This window comes from Candidatus Pacearchaeota archaeon (genome assembly GCA_038874355.1).
Taxonomy (GTDB): domain Archaea; phylum Nanobdellota; class Nanobdellia; order Pacearchaeales; family GW2011-AR1; genus JAVZCO01.
Genome location: JAVZCO010000001.1, coordinates 193490 through 209755 on the forward strand (window position 1 = coordinate 193490; position 16266 = coordinate 209755).

The 16266-nt window shown below is 23.3% G+C and carries 16 protein-coding genes; 7 read left to right on the forward strand and 9 right to left on the reverse strand.

Going from position 1 to position 16266, the window contains the following annotated elements; translation table 11 throughout:
* Genes QW117_01165 through QW117_01175 form a run of 3 tightly spaced genes read right to left on the reverse strand, consistent with a single transcriptional unit; the run spans position 1 to position 2487 of the window.
* Entirely contained in the window at positions 1-1215 is a 1215-nt protein-coding gene (locus QW117_01165) for a pitrilysin family protein (protein MEM3405566.1), read from the reverse strand.
* Positions 1212-1769: a hypothetical protein gene (locus tag QW117_01170; GenBank protein MEM3405567.1), complete on the reverse strand. Its 558-nt coding sequence runs from the start codon at positions 1767-1769 to the stop codon at positions 1212-1214. Before QW117_01170 ends, QW117_01165 begins: the two co-directional genes overlap by 4 nt.
* 4 nt (positions 1770-1773) lie before the next feature.
* Positions 1774-2487, reverse strand: coding sequence for a diphthine--ammonia ligase (locus tag QW117_01175; GenBank protein ID MEM3405568.1), 714 nt, complete (start codon positions 2485-2487; stop codon positions 1774-1776).
* Positions 2488-2519: 32 nt separating this feature from the next.
* Here QW117_01175 and QW117_01180 point away from each other — a divergent pair, with 32 nt between their 5' ends.
* Entirely contained in the window at positions 2520-3434 is a 915-nt protein-coding gene (locus QW117_01180; GenBank protein ID MEM3405569.1) for a GTPase, read from the forward strand.
* Between the two features lie 94 nt (positions 3435-3528).
* On the opposite strand, the gene QW117_01185 is transcribed toward QW117_01180, so the two are convergent.
* Positions 3529-4488: a tyrosine--tRNA ligase gene (locus QW117_01185; GenBank protein ID MEM3405570.1), complete on the reverse strand. Its 960-nt coding sequence runs from the start codon at positions 4486-4488 to the stop codon at positions 3529-3531.
* Positions 4489-4565: 77 nt separating this feature from the next.
* On the opposite strand from QW117_01185, the gene QW117_01190 reads away from it, so the two are divergent.
* Positions 4566-4907 carry a hypothetical protein gene (locus QW117_01190; protein ID MEM3405571.1) on the forward strand — a complete coding sequence of 114 codons (342 nt, stop codon included), beginning with the start codon at positions 4566-4568 and terminating at the stop codon, positions 4905-4907.
* Positions 4904-6118 (forward strand): tripartite tricarboxylate transporter permease, encoded by a 1215-nt coding sequence (locus tag QW117_01195; GenBank protein ID MEM3405572.1) that lies wholly within the window; start codon positions 4904-4906, stop codon positions 6116-6118. Before QW117_01190 ends, QW117_01195 begins: the two co-directional genes overlap by 4 nt.
* 30 nt (positions 6119-6148) lie before the next feature.
* On the opposite strand, the gene QW117_01200 is transcribed toward QW117_01195, so the two are convergent.
* From QW117_01200 to QW117_01215, 4 genes are all read right to left on the reverse strand, one after another.
* Positions 6149-6412: a hypothetical protein gene (locus QW117_01200; GenBank protein ID MEM3405573.1), complete on the reverse strand. Its 264-nt coding sequence runs from the start codon at positions 6410-6412 to the stop codon at positions 6149-6151.
* Positions 6413-6469: 57 nt separating this feature from the next.
* Positions 6470-9940 carry a DNA polymerase II large subunit gene (locus QW117_01205; protein ID MEM3405574.1) on the reverse strand — a complete coding sequence of 1157 codons (3471 nt, stop codon included), beginning with the start codon at positions 9938-9940 and terminating at the stop codon, positions 6470-6472.
* A gap of 66 nt (positions 9941-10006) precedes the next feature.
* Entirely contained in the window at positions 10007-11590 is a 1584-nt protein-coding gene (locus tag QW117_01210) for a metallophosphoesterase (protein ID MEM3405575.1), read from the reverse strand.
* Position 11591: 1 nt separating this feature from the next.
* Positions 11592-12797, reverse strand: a complete 1206-nt coding sequence (locus QW117_01215) for an orc1/cdc6 family replication initiation protein (protein ID MEM3405576.1) — start codon at positions 12795-12797, stop codon at positions 11592-11594.
* A 471-nt stretch (positions 12798-13268) separates the two neighbouring features.
* Between QW117_01215 and QW117_01220 the strand changes: the two genes are divergently transcribed.
* The 4 genes from QW117_01220 (at position 13269) to QW117_01235 (ending at position 15541) form a co-directional block, all read left to right on the forward strand.
* The gene (locus QW117_01220) at positions 13269-13526 is read left to right on the forward strand and encodes a PRC-barrel domain-containing protein (GenBank protein ID MEM3405577.1); all 258 of its coding nucleotides are present in this window, start codon (positions 13269-13271) and stop codon (positions 13524-13526) included.
* A 122-nt stretch (positions 13527-13648) separates the two neighbouring features.
* Complete coding sequence (locus tag QW117_01225) at positions 13649-14056, forward strand: hypothetical protein (GenBank protein ID MEM3405578.1); 408 nt, start codon at positions 13649-13651, stop codon at positions 14054-14056.
* A gap of 171 nt (positions 14057-14227) precedes the next feature.
* Entirely contained in the window at positions 14228-14455 is a 228-nt protein-coding gene (locus tag QW117_01230; GenBank protein ID MEM3405579.1) for a hypothetical protein, read from the forward strand.
* Positions 14456-14461: 6 nt separating this feature from the next.
* Entirely contained in the window at positions 14462-15541 is a 1080-nt protein-coding gene (locus QW117_01235; protein MEM3405580.1) for an aminopeptidase, read from the forward strand.
* Here QW117_01235 and QW117_01240 read toward each other — a convergent pair.
* Positions 15510-16256, reverse strand: coding sequence for a metallophosphoesterase (locus QW117_01240; protein ID MEM3405581.1), 747 nt, complete (start codon positions 16254-16256; stop codon positions 15510-15512). The two genes, QW117_01235 and QW117_01240, sit on opposite strands and share 32 nt — an antisense overlap.
* Positions 16257-16266 lie beyond the last annotated feature (10 nt).

The window sequence follows — 16266 nt, forward strand, 5'->3', positions numbered from 1 at the left end:
TTATTCGGGAAGTAAAGTAAAAATTGAAAGTTTTTTTATTTTTATATTTCTTATATCTTGCAATTTTAAATTCTGTAATCTAGATTCGTAATTATAAAATTCTTCTGCCCCAAAACCTTCTTCTTCTATTAATAAACGATTCATAACTTCTGTGGAATCTTCTTCTAATAATCTTCTGGAACCTATTAATTGCTCTCTGGTTTCTTCTAAGTCTTTTTGTTTGAAATTTTTTAAATTTTTTAATTCTCTTATTACTATTTTATTTACTTCTTCTATCTTTTCTTTTCTAGTTCCTACATAAATTGTAGCATAGGAATAATTTTTCCCGATATTTATTCCTCCTTTAACAGAATATGCTATTCCACGTTTTTCTCTTATTTTGTTAAAAAGTACAGAGGACATTCCTTCTGTTAAGTGTGTTAGGGCTAATTCATATGCATATCTTCTTATATCATTTAATAAAGGTGTATGAAAACCAAAAACAAGGTGTGTTTGTTCAAGTCCTTTTCTTTTTTCTTTTTGTTTTTTGTTTATACATTCTATTTTTATTTTTTTTGTTTTAATAATTTCTCTTATATTTTTTTTTACAAAAATCTTTTCTAATTGTTCTTTTATATCATAAAATTCTGCTTTTCCAACAATAGATAAAATAATATTATTTGCTGAATAGTGATTTTTATAAAACTTTATTAATTCTTGTCTTTTGATATTCTGTATATTAGGAATATTTCCTATTATGCTTAAACCGAATGGTTTTCCATACAACAATTCTTTTATTTTATCCATAGAATAAAAAATAGGATTATCTTTATACATTTTAATTTCCTCTATAATGACTCCTTTTTCTTTTTCAAATTCTTTTTCCTTAAAAGCGGGATTAGATATTATTTGTATCGGATTTTCTAAGCTAGTAATTAAATATTTAGAAGGTAGTTTATTCCAAAATACTGTTCTTTCTTCATCTGTATATCCATTTAGAATACCTCCTTTTTTTTCAATTTCTCTAGAAATTACCTCATAGTTTTTTTTCTTGGTCCCTTTAAAAAGCATATGTTCAACAAAATGCGCAATTCCTTTATTTTTTTCATTTTCATTTATTGCTCCTGTTCTTATAGCAGCCGCTGTACTAATAACAGGGGTACTTCTTTTTTCAAAAAGTATTGTAATTCCATTCTTTAATTTTTCTCTATAAAAATTAAATATTTTTGATTTCATTTTAAATTTACAAAATTTATTATTATTTCTTTTTGATTTACTTCTGGATGGAATAAAGTAACGTAAAATTCTTTATTTTTATGCTTTAATGCATCTATACTACCTTGAGAAAAAATTTCAAATTCTCTTTCTAATACGCTACTAAAAGAAATTTCATAATTATGTAATTCATAAACTTCTTTCCATCCTTCTATCCCTAAAAAATTTTTTTTAAAATTTACCAATTTTAATCCTATATCTAAATTTTTTTCTATATTACAATTAAATATTTTACATAGTATCTGCATCCCTGCACATATACCTAATATCTTTCCATTATAATTTTTTATCCATTCAAAATTTTTTATATTTTCAAAATATTCGTTATCTTTTAAAGAAGTGCCGCAAAGGATTATTTTTTTAAATCTTTTTATTGTATTTTGATTTAATTTTTTGTAATAAATTGTTTTATATTTTTTGTTTGTAATTTTTATTATATCTTCTACAGGTTTAACAAATTCATAATAATGTAAATTATTATAACATAAATTTATTATTAAAATTTTTTCTTCCATTTTTTTATTTCTTTTTATCTTTCTCTTTATTAATAAGATATACATCCTTTATTTTCATTATTATCTCCCCCTTATAATCATCAAAAATCCCAAAATCTTTTATTATAATTTTCTTTTTAAAAAAATTTGTATCTAAAACAAAACTTTCTAGTTCTCCTCCTTCTCCTGCCGGATTTATTTTATACTTTTCTTGTAATTTTTTTATTTTTTCTATAAAAGAAATATCTATTTTCTTTCCTATAAGTTCTTCTAAACCTTCTGCATAAACTCCTGTTATTATAACATCAAAATTCTTTTCTACTATTTCATTTAATATCTCTATTTGGTTCCTTTGCCATAAAGGATTAAAACATTCTATATTTAGTTTATTGCATATTTTTTGTATTCTTGAAGATTGATAAATACTTGCTATCGCTCCTGTTACAACTCCGTCTATTTTATATATTTTTATTGCTCTAATTATAGCTTTTTCTAAATCAAAAAGTTCTTTTTCTTTTTCTCCTTCTGTATATTCTATAATTAAAGGTAATCCTATTGCTTGTGCTTGTTTTTCTACTAATCTTATATTTGGTGTATGAAACATATAACTATTTTTATTTTTTGAAATTATTGTTATTAAACAACAAACTTTTTCATTTTTTAAAGCATAATCTAAAGCTAAACAAGAATCTTTACCACCAGAAAATAAAATTCCTAATCTTAACTTTTTTCTTGCCATAAATTTATAAAATTTTATTGCTTTAAAATGTTATGGCAACAAATCAATCTCCTGAATTTATTGCTGCACAAAAAAAATACTTATCTGCTTTAACTGATGAAGAAAAAATTTATTGGCTAGAAGAGATGATAAGAAATGCTCCTAAACACAAAGGAGCAGAAGCTTTAAGAGCAGAATTAAGAAAAAGATATAAAAAATTAAAAGAAAAAATAGAATTTAAAAAGTTGAAAAAAAAGAAATCTGGAAAAAAGGAAGGGATAAAAAAAGAGGATATGCAAGCAGTTATAATAGGATTTACTAATTCTGGAAAATCTTCTTTACTTTCTTGTTTAACTAATGCTAATCCTTTAATATCTCCTATTGAATTCACGACAAAAGAACCTATAGTAGGTACATTAGTTTATAATGGAGCAAATATACAAATTATTGATATGCCTGCTATAAATTTTGAAAATTTTGATTATAGTATAGCAAATGTTACGGATTTGTTAATCATAGTAATAATAAATCCAAAAGAGATACAAGAGATAGAATCTTACTTAACTAAATCCAAAGCAAAAAGATTAATTGTTTTAAATAAAATTGATTTATTAAGCAAAGAAGAATTAAGAAAGTACACTTCTTTTTTACAAAGTAAAAAATATAATTTTATTGCTGTTTCTTGCAAAACACTAGAAGGAATTAATGAATTAAAAGAAAAAATTTTTCTTTCTTTTGAAAAAATAAGGATTTATACTAAAGAACCTGGAAAAGAACCTTCTAAAGATCCGATAATATTAAATGTTGGATCTAATGTTAAAGATGTGGCAGAAAAAATAAGAAATGGGCTATCTTTAAGCATAAAAGAAGCAAGAGTAACCGGACCATCAAGCAAATTTCCTAATCAATTGGTTTCTTTAGATCATGAATTAAAAGATAAAGATATTATTGAATTTAAATTTAAATAAGTTTTTATTAAGCTTATTTTATCTTTGTCTATAAAATTCCGTATTTTTATTTTAGCTTAAGAACATAATACAGGATTATAACGCAATTATAAACTTATTTCCAATTCTTTCTTATAGGAGAAATAATCTCTTCTAAATAATCAGTTACAGTATTTTTTAAATCAAGAGGATGTAAATTTCCTTTTATATATTCTTTTTCTAATTCTTCATAATTATTAAATTCTATATCGCTGCCAAATTTTTTATCTCTTTTTATTATAAATTTTTTTACTCTTGGAAAAATTATTAATTTAGAAATTTCTAAAATAGGATTATTTTCTGATTTTTTTTCAGGACAATAAGCATTTTTTATTGTTCTTTTTATTTCTTCATATGAATCTGTAACTGAAATTCCTGATCCTGGTATGCTTTTTGACATTTTTTCTCCAGGTCCTTTCAAACTAGTTATTAAAGGTGTGTGTATAGCAACAAAATTATAATTAATTATTTCTTTCATATCTTTACCTATCATATGAACTTTTCTTTGTTCTATTCCACCTTCTGCAACGTCTGCATTAAGATATTTTATATCTACAACTTGCATTAAAGGATATAAAAGTTGAGAAATAGCAGCATTTTCTATATCCCTTGCTATTTCTTGCATGCTTCTTAACCCTCTATTTATTGTAGAAGCTCTCGCTAATTTTATAACATCCAAAATATATTCTTTTTTAAATTGAAAAGAACTTCCTAAAATAATCTCTGCATCTATATTCAAAGCTTTAATAGTTTTTTTCCAGTTTTCAACTTCTTTTTTTATTTCTTCTTCGCTTCCTTTTTTATTTAGATAAGCATGAACATCTGCAAGCAATATTTTAATTTTAAATCCTACTTTACTTAAATCCTGCAATTTAGTTATTGTTACTAAATGACCTAAATGTAATGGGCCAGAAGGTTCATAACCACAATATGCTATAGGATTTTTTTTCTTCTGGAGTAAATCTATCAACTCTTCTTCTGTTACAATTTCTACAGTATTCTTTTTGATTAATTCTAATTTTTCTCTTAATTCCATTTTTAAAATAAATAATAAAGCTTAATAAATTTATCTTATATTTTATTTAAAATTAATTCACAATTAAGATGATAAAAATGAAAAAAGAAAGAAAAGCAAAAATATTTTTATTATTATGTATATTTGGATTATTAATTCTTTTTTATATACAGGAAAAAACTTTTCCGAAAGTAATAAATATCTGTGAAATAGAAAAATTGAAAGAAAATGAATACGTTTCTGTTTATGGTAAAGTAATAGAAGAAAGAGAACTTGCTAAAAATTTTTATTTGCTTATTTTAGAAAATTCTTCTTGTAAATTAGAAATAATTTGTAATTGTAAAAATTTTACTAATAAAAATATTGAAGTTATTGGAAAAATTTCTTATTATAAAAATAAGACGCAGATAAATGCGGAAAAAATTATTGAAATAAAATGATAGAAACAATATTAATTTTACAAATCTTTCTTGCTTTGCTTGTTGGTTGTGTAATAGGAACAATAACAGGCCTAACTCCAGGATTACATATAAACATGATTTCTGTTTTAATAGTCAGTTTTTCTCCTTTATTGTTGCAGTATCTTCCTATAATAGCAATTATTTCTTTTATTGTTTCTATGTCTATAACACATACTTTTATTGATTTTATTCCTTCTATCTTTTTAGGTGCTCCAGATGAAGATACTTCATTATCTATTTTACCAGGGCATTCTTTACTTTTAAAAGGTAAAGGATATGAAGCAGTAATGTGTACATTATATGGAAGTTTAATAGGTATTTTTACTATTCTCTTCTTTTCCCCAATTTTTATTTCTATTTTGCCAAAAATCTATACTTATCTAAAAAAAATTTTATTTTTTATTTTATTATTTTCTTCTTTATATCTAATCTTTAGAGAAAAAAATAAAATTAATTCATTAATTATTTTTTTAATGTCGGGTTTTATAGGATTAGTTGTTTTTAATTTAAACTCAAAAGAACCATTATTACCAATGCTTAGCGGATTTTTTGGTTCTTCTTCTCTTATAATAAGTATTATAAAAAAACAAAAAATACCAAAACAAAAAGTTTCTAAAGTAAAAATTACAAAAGAAGAAATAAAAAATTCTGTTTTAGCTACTTCTTTAGCTTCTCCTTTATGTTCTTTTTTACCTGCTTTAGGTTCAGGACAAGCAGCTGTTATTTCTTCTGATTTAATAGAAGAAAAAGATAAAAAACAATTTTTAATAACTCTTGGAAGCATAAATACTATTATAATGGGTTTAAGTTTTATCTCTTTATATTCTTTAAATGTTAAAAGAAATGGCAGTGTTGTTGCTATTTCTAAAATATTAGAAAACTTTTCATTAAATTACTTATATATTATTATTTTAGTTATTATTTTTTCTGGAATAATAAGTTTTTTTATTGGTTGTAAATTAGCAAAATTTTTTTCTTTAAAAATTCATGAAATAAACTATAGAAAAATTTCTTTTTTTGTTTTATTTTTTATGTCTATTTTAGTTTTTTATTTTTCTTCTTTTATAGGTTTCTCAATTTTTTTAACTTCTACTTTTCTTGGCTTATATACAATATTTAGTGGAGAAAGAAGAACTTTAATGATGGGTTGTTTAATGTTACCTTCTTTAGTTTTATATTTTCCAATATAAAATATTAATGAAAGTTATAAATATATATTATTAAATAAATTCTATTAAAAAATTCTTATTTTCTTTTAAGAGTTTTTCTATTCCATTTATAATTTCTTTTTTTTCTATATTATTGAACCCCTTCACAACTAAATCTACTCTTTTATCTCTATATTTCTCTTTTAAAAAAGATATCAGAGAATCTATATTGTACCATCCAACAACAAAATTATTTTCTCTTAAAAGAATTTTATCTCCTAAAACATTTTTTCTTTCTGCTAATAAATTATATTTTTTTATATCTTCTATTACCATAATAAATAAAGGTTATTCTATTTTTTAAATATTATTACAAAAAAACATATATTTCAATCAAAACCATCTTGTTATTGCTTGCTGTTTTTCTTTTTCTTTTCCAAAAATACTTTCTATATAACTTTTTGTTAAGTCTAGATTTTGTTTTATATAAGAAGGAACATCATACTTTTCTGCTAATTGCAAAGCCGGCTCTAAATATTTTATAATAAAACCCTCTGCTATTGTAAAAATTATATTCCCTTTACATCTCAAACATCTTCCAACTAAAGGGGGTCTTCTATATTTTGTATTACATTTACTACACCTAAATTCTTGTTGAGAAAATTTTCTTAAATTTCCTTTTATATCTCTTATAAAGTGCCTATCTATTATTAATCTTGCTACATCACTTGTATTAACTGCTCTTATCTTTTCTGCTATTTCCATTTGTTTCATAACTTTATCTTGCATAGTTATTAATTTTTTATAACTGCTACATATTACTCCTTTATTTATATCAGAAACTTCATATTCGTACCATAAATTATTGAATTCGTCTCTCCCTAATCTATCTTTAACTCTCGGTAAATTTATCTCATATGGTTGTTTAAATTTTCTAGCTGCTTCATATAGCTCCAAAGGTAACTCCCTACTAATATCAAAATCAAATATCATATCATCTATTTCTCCTGCTTTTATTTTTATATTTAATACCAAAGGTGCATCTTGTGTTGCTCCTCTATGTGCTGGTAAGAAATCTTTAGAAAAATTAATTAACATATCTAACAATAACATTATTGATGCTTCATCTCCATCACAGTCTCTTCTCATAGCGGCATGTAAATATGGATGAGCTATTAAAGCTTGTACTTTAGAAAAACCTATTATTCTACCAACTACACCTGCACAATTATGTGGTGCTATACAAGCAACTAAATGTCCTATTAAATCTTCTCTTTTTCTTATATTGTAAAATGGTTTCATCTTATAGAATTTAATTAATAAAGTGTCTATAAAATTAGCAACTCTCATTAATATTTCGTCTGCTGGTTCGTCTTCACTTTCATAACAACAAGGTATAATTATGTCATGAGGCTTTAACTCAACTATTTGTTCATCATCAACTAAAGGATTATTATAAATATCTTTTGTATAACCTAATTCCTTTAATTTTTCTATAGAGATAGAAATTTCCTTAGGTTTAAAATGAGTCAAAGGCATTTCTGTAGCATCTATTCTTATAGTTCCATCTTTATTTACTTGTAAATTAAATAAAGCTCTTAAAATTCCTTTTTCTAACGGCTCTGGTATATGATCTTTATTACTAGTTCCTTTTACACCTTTAATTAAATTTGGAATTTCTTCCTGTAATAAGTCTAAATTTTTTACAGCATTTTCAAAATAATCTTTTATTGGTATTTTTCTTTCATAAAAATTTAATGTTTGAATATTTGGATGCATAGGACATCTTTCAGAATGAACTTTCTGACCACATTCTTTGCAAATATAAATTTTTTTGCATTCTTCTTTACATATTTCACATTTTCTGTATATTGTTTCTCTATTACATTTTTCACAAAAATAAATAGGAAAATCTGCTTTAACATAACCTACATTCATTGCTTCATTAATACTTCTTAATCTTCCTCCTTCTTCCCCTACCGGAAAAAGAACATTTATAGATCCTTCTAATTTTCTTATTTTTGCTTTTTCTGGTCTTCCCATTCTTGCCCCAATAAATGTACCTGCTTTATCTTTAATTTCACAAGAACATAATTTGTTTACTATTTCTAAAACATTTTCACTTTTTATATATTGTATTTTTTCTTTAATATTCTTTATTTCATTTTCAAAATTTTCTAAATTTTCTATTCCTAAATTAAATAAAAAAGAAAATGTTTCTTTTTGTGATAAAACAACATTTTCTATAGAGACATCATGTAAAACTCCTAATAATTCTAAAGCTCTTTTACCATCTTTAAATTTTGTTTTTTCTTCTTTATTATAAGGCATTATTAATTTACTATTTGAAATTTTAGAAAAAGAGAGCCATTCTAATAAAGATAAAAATAAATGATAATCTATTTGCGACCAATAATAAATATAAGATGGATGTAAAGCTATATCCATTTCTTTAGAAAGAAAAATAGCTTCTTTCAAAGAAACATCATAAATATTTTCTATATCTAAAGATTTTTCTTTTTGTTTTGCTTTTAATTTTAATTCTTGCCACCACTCTTGCTCACAATATCCAGGTGGCATTAATTTATGATTTCTATTAAGAAAATCTCCATAAGGTATTAATAAATCTCCTAAATAAATTATTTCCTCTACATCCTTATAAAGAATTTTGGCTTCTTCTAAATCATATACTTTTTTTACACTTCCGTTCTTTAATTTTACTATTGGTGGTTCTATTGTATCGCAACTTGCAACAACCCCTCCTTTTGTTGGCAATTCTATTTTAATTTGAGTTCCAATAGCAATAAATTCTCCCAACATTATCATTGTTGCTGGATGAATTGCTAAACAACTATAACCACTATTTCTTGCTCTACCATATCTCAATCTAAATGCTCCTGAACGAGAAGGATGGCCTAAAACCGGTCTTCCAGCAACTAGATCTGTAATATATGTTGGCGAATTAGAAGAAATTCCTTTTTCTCTTTTTTCATGAATTTTTATATATTCTTCTAGAAAATCCCAGTCTTTTAATTTAAAACCTTTTTCTTTTAACTTTTTTATTATTCTATATATCTTTGGAGCTTTTTGTGCAAGTCCTTCTGCAAAAACTAAACAAAAACCACTTCTTATTAGATTAGTTTCGATTCTTTCTAAGTCTTTAAAATTAGAAACTTCTTTATCCTCCGAAGGGTCTCCATTTATTTGTATAGGTAAATGTTTAGCTAAAAATTCTATTTCTTCTTCTGTTGGTAAATATTGTAAATTAGTAATTTTTTCATGATAATCATAAATTTCTGTTATTGTTCTTTTTATTTCTTTTTCATTAGCATCATATTTCTCATAACCAAAAATTCCTCTTAGATAGTCTGCAATAACTAAAGAAAAAGCAGCTCCAGTGCCTCCAGCACTTCTTACAGGACCTGCATAATATAAGATAAAATATTCTTTTCCATCTTTTCTTTTTCCTAATCTCAATTCTGTAAATCCTTCTATAGGAGAAGAAACTACACCTAAAGTGAAATATGCAAAAGCAATTCTTATTCCAGCATCAATTGCTTCTAAAAAAGATTTAAATTTACAAAATTTTTCTTTTGCAACCTCTTCTGCTATTTTTAAACAAACAGCCGGATCTAATATTCCATATTCTTTTTCTAATTCTTTAATTCTCTTAATAATAGTTTGATTATTTAATTGAGGATAAATAGTAGAAATTAAACCAGCAACTTTTCCTGCAAGACTTGTTGCTATTGGAATTTCAACTATTTCTTTAGGATCTAATCCTTTTTTTCTTGCTTCTTCTGCAACACTATAAATTACTTTTACTTTATCTTCTATTTCCTTAAAATATTCCTCTATTCTCATTTTTTATTATAATTTTAATAATATTAATTATTTTAATTTTTATTTGAATTCTTTTTGTAAATTTTATTATTCTGAAAAATCTAATATCTTTAATTTTCTTGTCTTTAAATTTAGTAAAGGAACTTTACATGGATCTGGATGATTCCCAACCTTTTCTTCGAAAGGGGTTATTGATTGCCAACAGCTACAACAAATAATTTGTATATTATTATAATAATCATGATCTGCCTTATGAAAATCTCCAGTAACAATTACGTCTGGAATTTCTCTTATTATTAGAGGATCGTATTTTTCATTAGGTATATAAATAACAGAAGAATGTGAAGGAGCTAAATGTCTTCTTTTTAATAATTCTTTAACAACTCTTGCTGGATTATCATGAGCTTTAGATAATCTTAAATCTTCTATTTCATTAACAAAATAACTCATACTAGCTCCATGATAAGATAAAATTTTTATTCCCTGTTTAGAATTATTTTTTATTTCTATCATACAAGGATTACTTACTAAAATAACATTATCTAATTCATATAAACAATTTGCGTAATCTTTTCCTATAGGTGGTTGAGGTTCTGCAACTCTAACAGCATCATGTTGGCCTGGTAAAATAATTATAGTTATATCTTTTCTTATTTTTTTTAAATATCCCGCTAATTTATTGTATTGTTCTTTTATATCTTTTATTGATAATAAATCTTCTTGACCAGGATATACTCCTACACCATCAACAACATCCCCAACAATAAAAAGATATTTTACTTTATTTGCTTCTTCTTTCTGCTTTTCATCCCCTACTTTACCATTAATCCAATTTATAAATTTTAAAAAATTATTTTCTAAGAATAAAGAGCTACCAACATGAATATCTGAAATAAAAGCTATAGATTCGTCTCTTTCCAAATAATTTTTTTCTATTAACATTATATCTGGATAATAAATTTCATTGGCAAATAAAATTTCATTATTCCCAAAACCTTTTATAGCTATTATATCGTCTAAGAGTGCGTTTTTTGCTTTTTCATAAATTTCTTTTTTTTCATGATTAATTAAAACATTTATTTGTCCTGTTAGATCTTCTACAACTAAAATAATATTTTTATTTTTAGTTATTCTTTTTTCTAAAATAATTCCTATGATACTAATTGTTTGTCTTTTTCCATTAATTCTATTTATAGAAATTAAATTTTCAAGTTCTTTTCTTTCTTGTAAGTATTTTTTTATTTCAAGATATCTATTTCTGAAATGAACAACAAAATCTGTTGGCTTTATTTTTTTTGTTATGTTAATCAAAGAATATAATATTTTAACATTTTTATTTATAAATGATTCTTTTTTATTTTCTAAAGAAATTTTTTCTTTATTTTCTAATTCTTTATATTTCTCTTTGATTTCTAATTCTAAACCTAAAGTTAATTTTATCTTTTTTATTATTTCTTGATCGGATATTTTATTTTTTATAAGTTCTACATTTTTTTCTAAAATTGTTTTAGTTATTAATTTTTCATTTAAACAAGAAATTAACTCGATAATTTTTTTTGCATCTTCTAAGTTTAAATTACATAATATATTAAAAATTTCTGGTTCTAATAAAATTTTTTTCTCGAAACATAATTTTAGCAATTCTTTTTTTAATTCTGTATTTTGTTCCATTTTATAAATTTAAAGAATTATATATTATTTCTTTAATTTTTGGTATTATTTTTTCTGGAATAGATAATTTTATTTCACGGGTTCTTCCATGTCTGCCTTTACTTATAACTCTGGCATTAATCAAACCTAACATATCAAATTCTGCTATTATATCAGATATTCTTCTTTGAGTTAAGATTTCGAATTTTGTTTTTTTACACAAATCATAATAAACATTATACACATCTCCTGTAAAAATATTTTCTAATTGTTTTTTTTCTACTAAATTTATTATACTTAATAAAACAAGTTGAAATTGTTTAGGAGCAGCTTCTATAATATCTATTATTTTATCTCTTTCTAATTTTTCTCTTGCCTCATCAACATGATCTAAAGTTACTTTTTTGCTTCCTTGTCTTTCTGCAATTTCTCCAGCAATCCTTAGTAAATCTAAAGCTCTTCTTGCATCCCCATGCTCTCTAGCAGCATAAGCAGCACATTTTGATAAAACACCTTCTCCTAAAACATTTTCATTAAAAGCATGTTCTGCTCTTTTTCTTAAAATTTCATAAAGTTGTTGTGCATTATATGGAGGAAAAACTATTTCTTCTTCAGATAAAGAACTTTTTACTCTTGGATCTATGTTATCTAAAAATTGTAAATCATTACTTATACCTATCAAACATAATTGGCTTTTTGTTAATTCAGAATTTAGTCTTGTCAAACTGTATAAAAAATCGCTATTTATTTTTTTTACTGCTTGATCTATCTCATCTAAAATTAAAATTAATAACTGTTTTTCTTTTTCTAATATCTCAATAAATTTTGAGTATATCTGTTGTGTCGGCAAGCCAGTAATTGGAACTTCATATCCTAATTTTTTTATTATTTCTGCTAAAATCCTGTATTCTGTATCTGAAATTTTTTTTAATTTACAATTCAGATATTCTATTTTTAAAGGAATATCTAATTTTTTTGCTCTTTCCATCATTTCTTTACTTATATATTGTATACATAATGTTTTACCAGTACCTGTTTGTCCATAAACAAATAAATTACTTGGTCTTTCTAATCTTAAAGCAGGTGCTAAGATAGAAGCAACTTGCTCTAGCTGTTTTTCTCTGTAAGGTATTTCTTCGGGATTATAATTGCTTTGTAGAATAAATTTATTTTTAAAAATAAAACTTTTAGAAACTGAATCAAAAATTTTATCTAAATTTATTGACATTTTTCTCTTTTTTATTTAATTTTAATTTTTAACAAAATGTAATATAAAATAAATATTTTTAAAGATTTGTTTCTTGTAAAATATATTTTCATTTCAAAAAATAACACCAACACCTTTATTTCTCATAGAAAATTTCTAATAATAATTTTTCGTCGAATTTTTTTTATATAAAATATTTTTTATTATTTTAAAGTGACTTTTTTATAAAAAACTTCTTATGGAAAAAACAATAATTATACTATAAAATATATATTATACTATATTATATATTTTTAAATTAAATTAATATCACTCAATTTTTATATTTATTTATAAATCTTTCTCCATAAGAAATAGAGGGGTTGGTGGTTTAAAAATAAAAAATTTATTATTCAAAACTTTAATAAACTTAAATATATTATTATATTTTTTAATAACTTCATAAAACCAATAAATAGAAAGATTTATAAATAAAACACATTTTTAAATTTCATGGTTGATAAAAGACCTTTTAATGAAATAATAGGAAAGCTTGTTGTGACAAAAGAAGGAAAAAGATTAGGTATAGCAAAAGATATAACTTTTGAAACAACTACAGGTGAATTAATTCAATTAATAATAAAAGAACCAACACCATATGCAAGAAGTTTAAATTTAGAACAAACAAAAAATAAAGAAATTTTAATTCCTTATACTTCTATAATAGCCATAGGAGACTTTATAGTTGTCAGTGAAGAAGATTTTATATAAAATAAACAAAAAATTCTAAATATAATTTTATTAATTTTTTTAAATAAATAATTCTTTTTTTATTTTTTAATTTAAAAAATCTTTTTGAAAAAATTTAAAAACAATCATTTCTAAGAATTTTAATGAAAATTATAGGTTTTGGTTTAACAAGAATAGAAGCAAAAAAATTAGATAATATAAAAGATGATTTAAAAATAAACACAAATGTAGAAATAAAAGAAATAGTAAAAGAAGAAATAGAATCTTTAAAAGATTTTTATCCTCTAAAAATATCTTTTTCTTTTTCAGTAAATTATCTAGAGAATATAGGATATGTAAATATTGATGGTTATCTTGTTATTTCAACAGACAAAAAAGAATTTAAAGAAATTTTAAAAGACTGGGAAGATAAAAAAATAGAAGACTCTATAAAATTAATAATTTTAAATTTTATTATAACAAAAGTTAGTTTAAAAGCTTTACAATTAGAAGAAGAACTTAACTTACCTTATCACATTCCATTCCCAAGAATAAAAAAGCAAAAAGAATAAAAGTAAAAAGATAAAAGCAAATTAAATTTTTATCTGTTAATTATTTTTTATTTGATAACTATTTTAATTATTTTTAAATAATAAAACAAAAATTTATAAATTCTTTTTTCCATAAATTATTAAGATTTCTTCTGGGGAAAGAGGTGTTTAAATAAACTTTTATTAAATAGAATGGAAGAACAAAAAATAAAAAATTATATAGAAAATAAGATTTGTGGTTGTTATAATCCAAATTTTCATTTTTGTGGATTAGTAAATTTAAAAACAGGTTGCGAAGGAAATCTAGAAAGGTGTATTAAAGATGCAATAGAAATAAGAGAAAAAAGAAAAAATAATACTAATATAAGTTGTTATAAATTAAATAAAGGAGAATGCTACGGCTGTAAAAAGCAAATATAAATTAAGATGCCAACTGATTTAAGAGCGAGAGAATTAGCAAAATTAGCAGTAAAATTATGTACAAAAGTCAAAAAAGGAGAAAATGTAATTATATCAGGTTCAAGTGAATCAGAGCCTTTCATAATAGAACTTTATAAACAAGTTATTCTTGCAGGAGCTCATCCAATAATAAGAATGATTCCAAATAATATATCAGATTTCTTTTATAAATATGCTAATGAAGAACAATTAAAAAATTTTCCTAAATATTGGTTTGATACAGTTAAATCAGCACAAGTTTATATTGGAATCTATACAGATTTGAATACAAGAGAATTAACCTCTGTAAATTCAGAAAGAATCTCTATAAGAAAAAAAATATTAAATCCAATTTCTGATTATATAGTAAACAATAGAGACAAAATAAGAAGATTAACTATAGCTTATCCTTGTTTGGCTCATGCAATAGAAGCTGAAATGTCTTTAACAGAATGGGAAAATTTTGTATACTCTTCTTGTTTGCAAAACTGGCCTGTTTTAATAAGAAAGATGAAAAAAATAAGAAAATTATTCAAAGAAGGTTCTTTTGTTCATTTAATTGGCCCTAATTTAGATTTAAAATTCAGGGTTCATGGAGAAAAAGCAGTATGTGATACAAATACTTTTGAAAATATGCCTGCTGGAGAAATTTTTATGGCACCATTTAAAGAAAGTTTAAATGGATGGGTAAAATTTGACTATCCTGCAATAGAAGCTGGAAAAGAAGTTTCTGGTATTTATTTAGAATTCAAAGAAGGAAAAGTTGTAAATGCAAGAGCAGAAAAAAATCAAAATCATCTTTATTCTTTATTAAATATAGATGAAAATGCAAAATATGTAGGAGAATTTGGAATTGGATGTAATCCAAAAATAAATAAGTTTACTAAAAATTTATTATTTGACGAAAAAATTGAAGGAACAATACATCTTGCTTTAGGAATGTCTTATAAAGAAAATGGTTCATATAATAATTCTGCCTTACACTGGGATCTTGTAAAAGATATGAAAAATGGAAAGATAATTGTTGATAATAAAGTTATTCAAAGTAAAGGGATTTGGAGAATATAGATTTTATATTTTTTAATTTTCCGAAATCATATAAATTATTATCATCACTTATAGCATAAATATTAAAATTTTCTTTATTAATTTTAAAATCTAAATTTAAATCTTCATTTTCAAATATATCAACTCCTTCTACTAAAGGAAAAAAGCTTGGAAGAATTATAACTTTTTTACTTTTATATTTCCCGATTAAAAAACACTTATATTTTTCTTTTTTTACATATTTTTTTATTGTTATTGCTGGATGATTATGCCCAACAATCCAGAACTTTATTTTTTTATTAAATAATTCCTTAAAAATTTTATTTCCATGAAAAAAAGCATATTCTTTTTCGATATGAAAGTCTTTTATAATTACTTTTAACTTTTTTATTAGATATTCTAAAGAATTGTCATGATTTCCTTTAATCAAAATAATTTCTTTACAATTTTGTTTTAGTAAATATAAAATTTCTAAAATCTCCTCTTTTTCATTTTTATTTATTCTGCCAAAATCATGTTTTAAATCCCCTAATATTAAAATTTTATTTGGCTTTGTCTTATTTAAAATATAAAATATATCTTTTTTTATTTCTTCTTTAATAATTTTAGGTACAAAAAAACCATTTTTTAAAAAAATTTGTTCATATCCTACATGTAAATCACTAATAACTAAAATCTTCTCTTTTATTAAAAATAAAGATTTTCCAATAATTTTTATATTTTTATCTAATATCATAATCCTATGA

Excerpts from the sequence above, each read along its gene's own strand:
- QW117_01190 (MEM3405571.1), top strand. The coding sequence starts at position 4,566 with ATGAAAAAAGAAAGAAAAGCAAAAATATTTTTATTATTATGTATATTT.
- QW117_01165 (MEM3405566.1), bottom strand. The coding sequence starts at position 1,215 with ATGAAATCAAAAATATTTAATTTTTATAGAGAAAAATTAAAGAATGGA.
- QW117_01230 (MEM3405579.1), top strand. The coding sequence starts at position 14,228 with ATGGAAGAACAAAAAATAAAAAATTATATAGAAAATAAGATTTGTGGT.
- QW117_01200 (MEM3405573.1), bottom strand. The coding sequence starts at position 6,412 with ATGGTAATAGAAGATATAAAAAAATATAATTTATTAGCAGAAAGAAAA.
- QW117_01240 (MEM3405581.1), bottom strand. The coding sequence starts at position 16,256 with ATGATATTAGATAAAAATATAAAAATTATTGGAAAATCTTTATTTTTA.
- QW117_01180 (MEM3405569.1), top strand. The coding sequence starts at position 2,520 with ATGGCAACAAATCAATCTCCTGAATTTATTGCTGCACAAAAAAAATAC.
- QW117_01185 (MEM3405570.1), bottom strand. The coding sequence starts at position 4,488 with ATGGAATTAAGAGAAAAATTAGAATTAATCAAAAAGAATACTGTAGAA.
- QW117_01215 (MEM3405576.1), bottom strand. The coding sequence starts at position 12,797 with ATGTCAATAAATTTAGATAAAATTTTTGATTCAGTTTCTAAAAGTTTT.
- QW117_01170 (MEM3405567.1), bottom strand. The coding sequence starts at position 1,769 with ATGGAAGAAAAAATTTTAATAATAAATTTATGTTATAATAATTTACAT.
- QW117_01195 (MEM3405572.1), top strand. The coding sequence starts at position 4,904 with ATGATAGAAACAATATTAATTTTACAAATCTTTCTTGCTTTGCTTGTT.
- QW117_01220 (MEM3405577.1), top strand. The coding sequence starts at position 13,269 with ATGGTTGATAAAAGACCTTTTAATGAAATAATAGGAAAGCTTGTTGTG.
- QW117_01235 (MEM3405580.1), top strand. The coding sequence starts at position 14,462 with ATGCCAACTGATTTAAGAGCGAGAGAATTAGCAAAATTAGCAGTAAAA.
- QW117_01225 (MEM3405578.1), top strand. The coding sequence starts at position 13,649 with ATGAAAATTATAGGTTTTGGTTTAACAAGAATAGAAGCAAAAAAATTA.
- QW117_01205 (MEM3405574.1), bottom strand. The coding sequence starts at position 9,940 with ATGAGAATAGAGGAATATTTTAAGGAAATAGAAGATAAAGTAAAAGTA.
- QW117_01210 (MEM3405575.1), bottom strand. The coding sequence starts at position 11,590 with ATGGAACAAAATACAGAATTAAAAAAAGAATTGCTAAAATTATGTTTC.
- QW117_01175 (MEM3405568.1), bottom strand. The coding sequence starts at position 2,487 with ATGGCAAGAAAAAAGTTAAGATTAGGAATTTTATTTTCTGGTGGTAAA.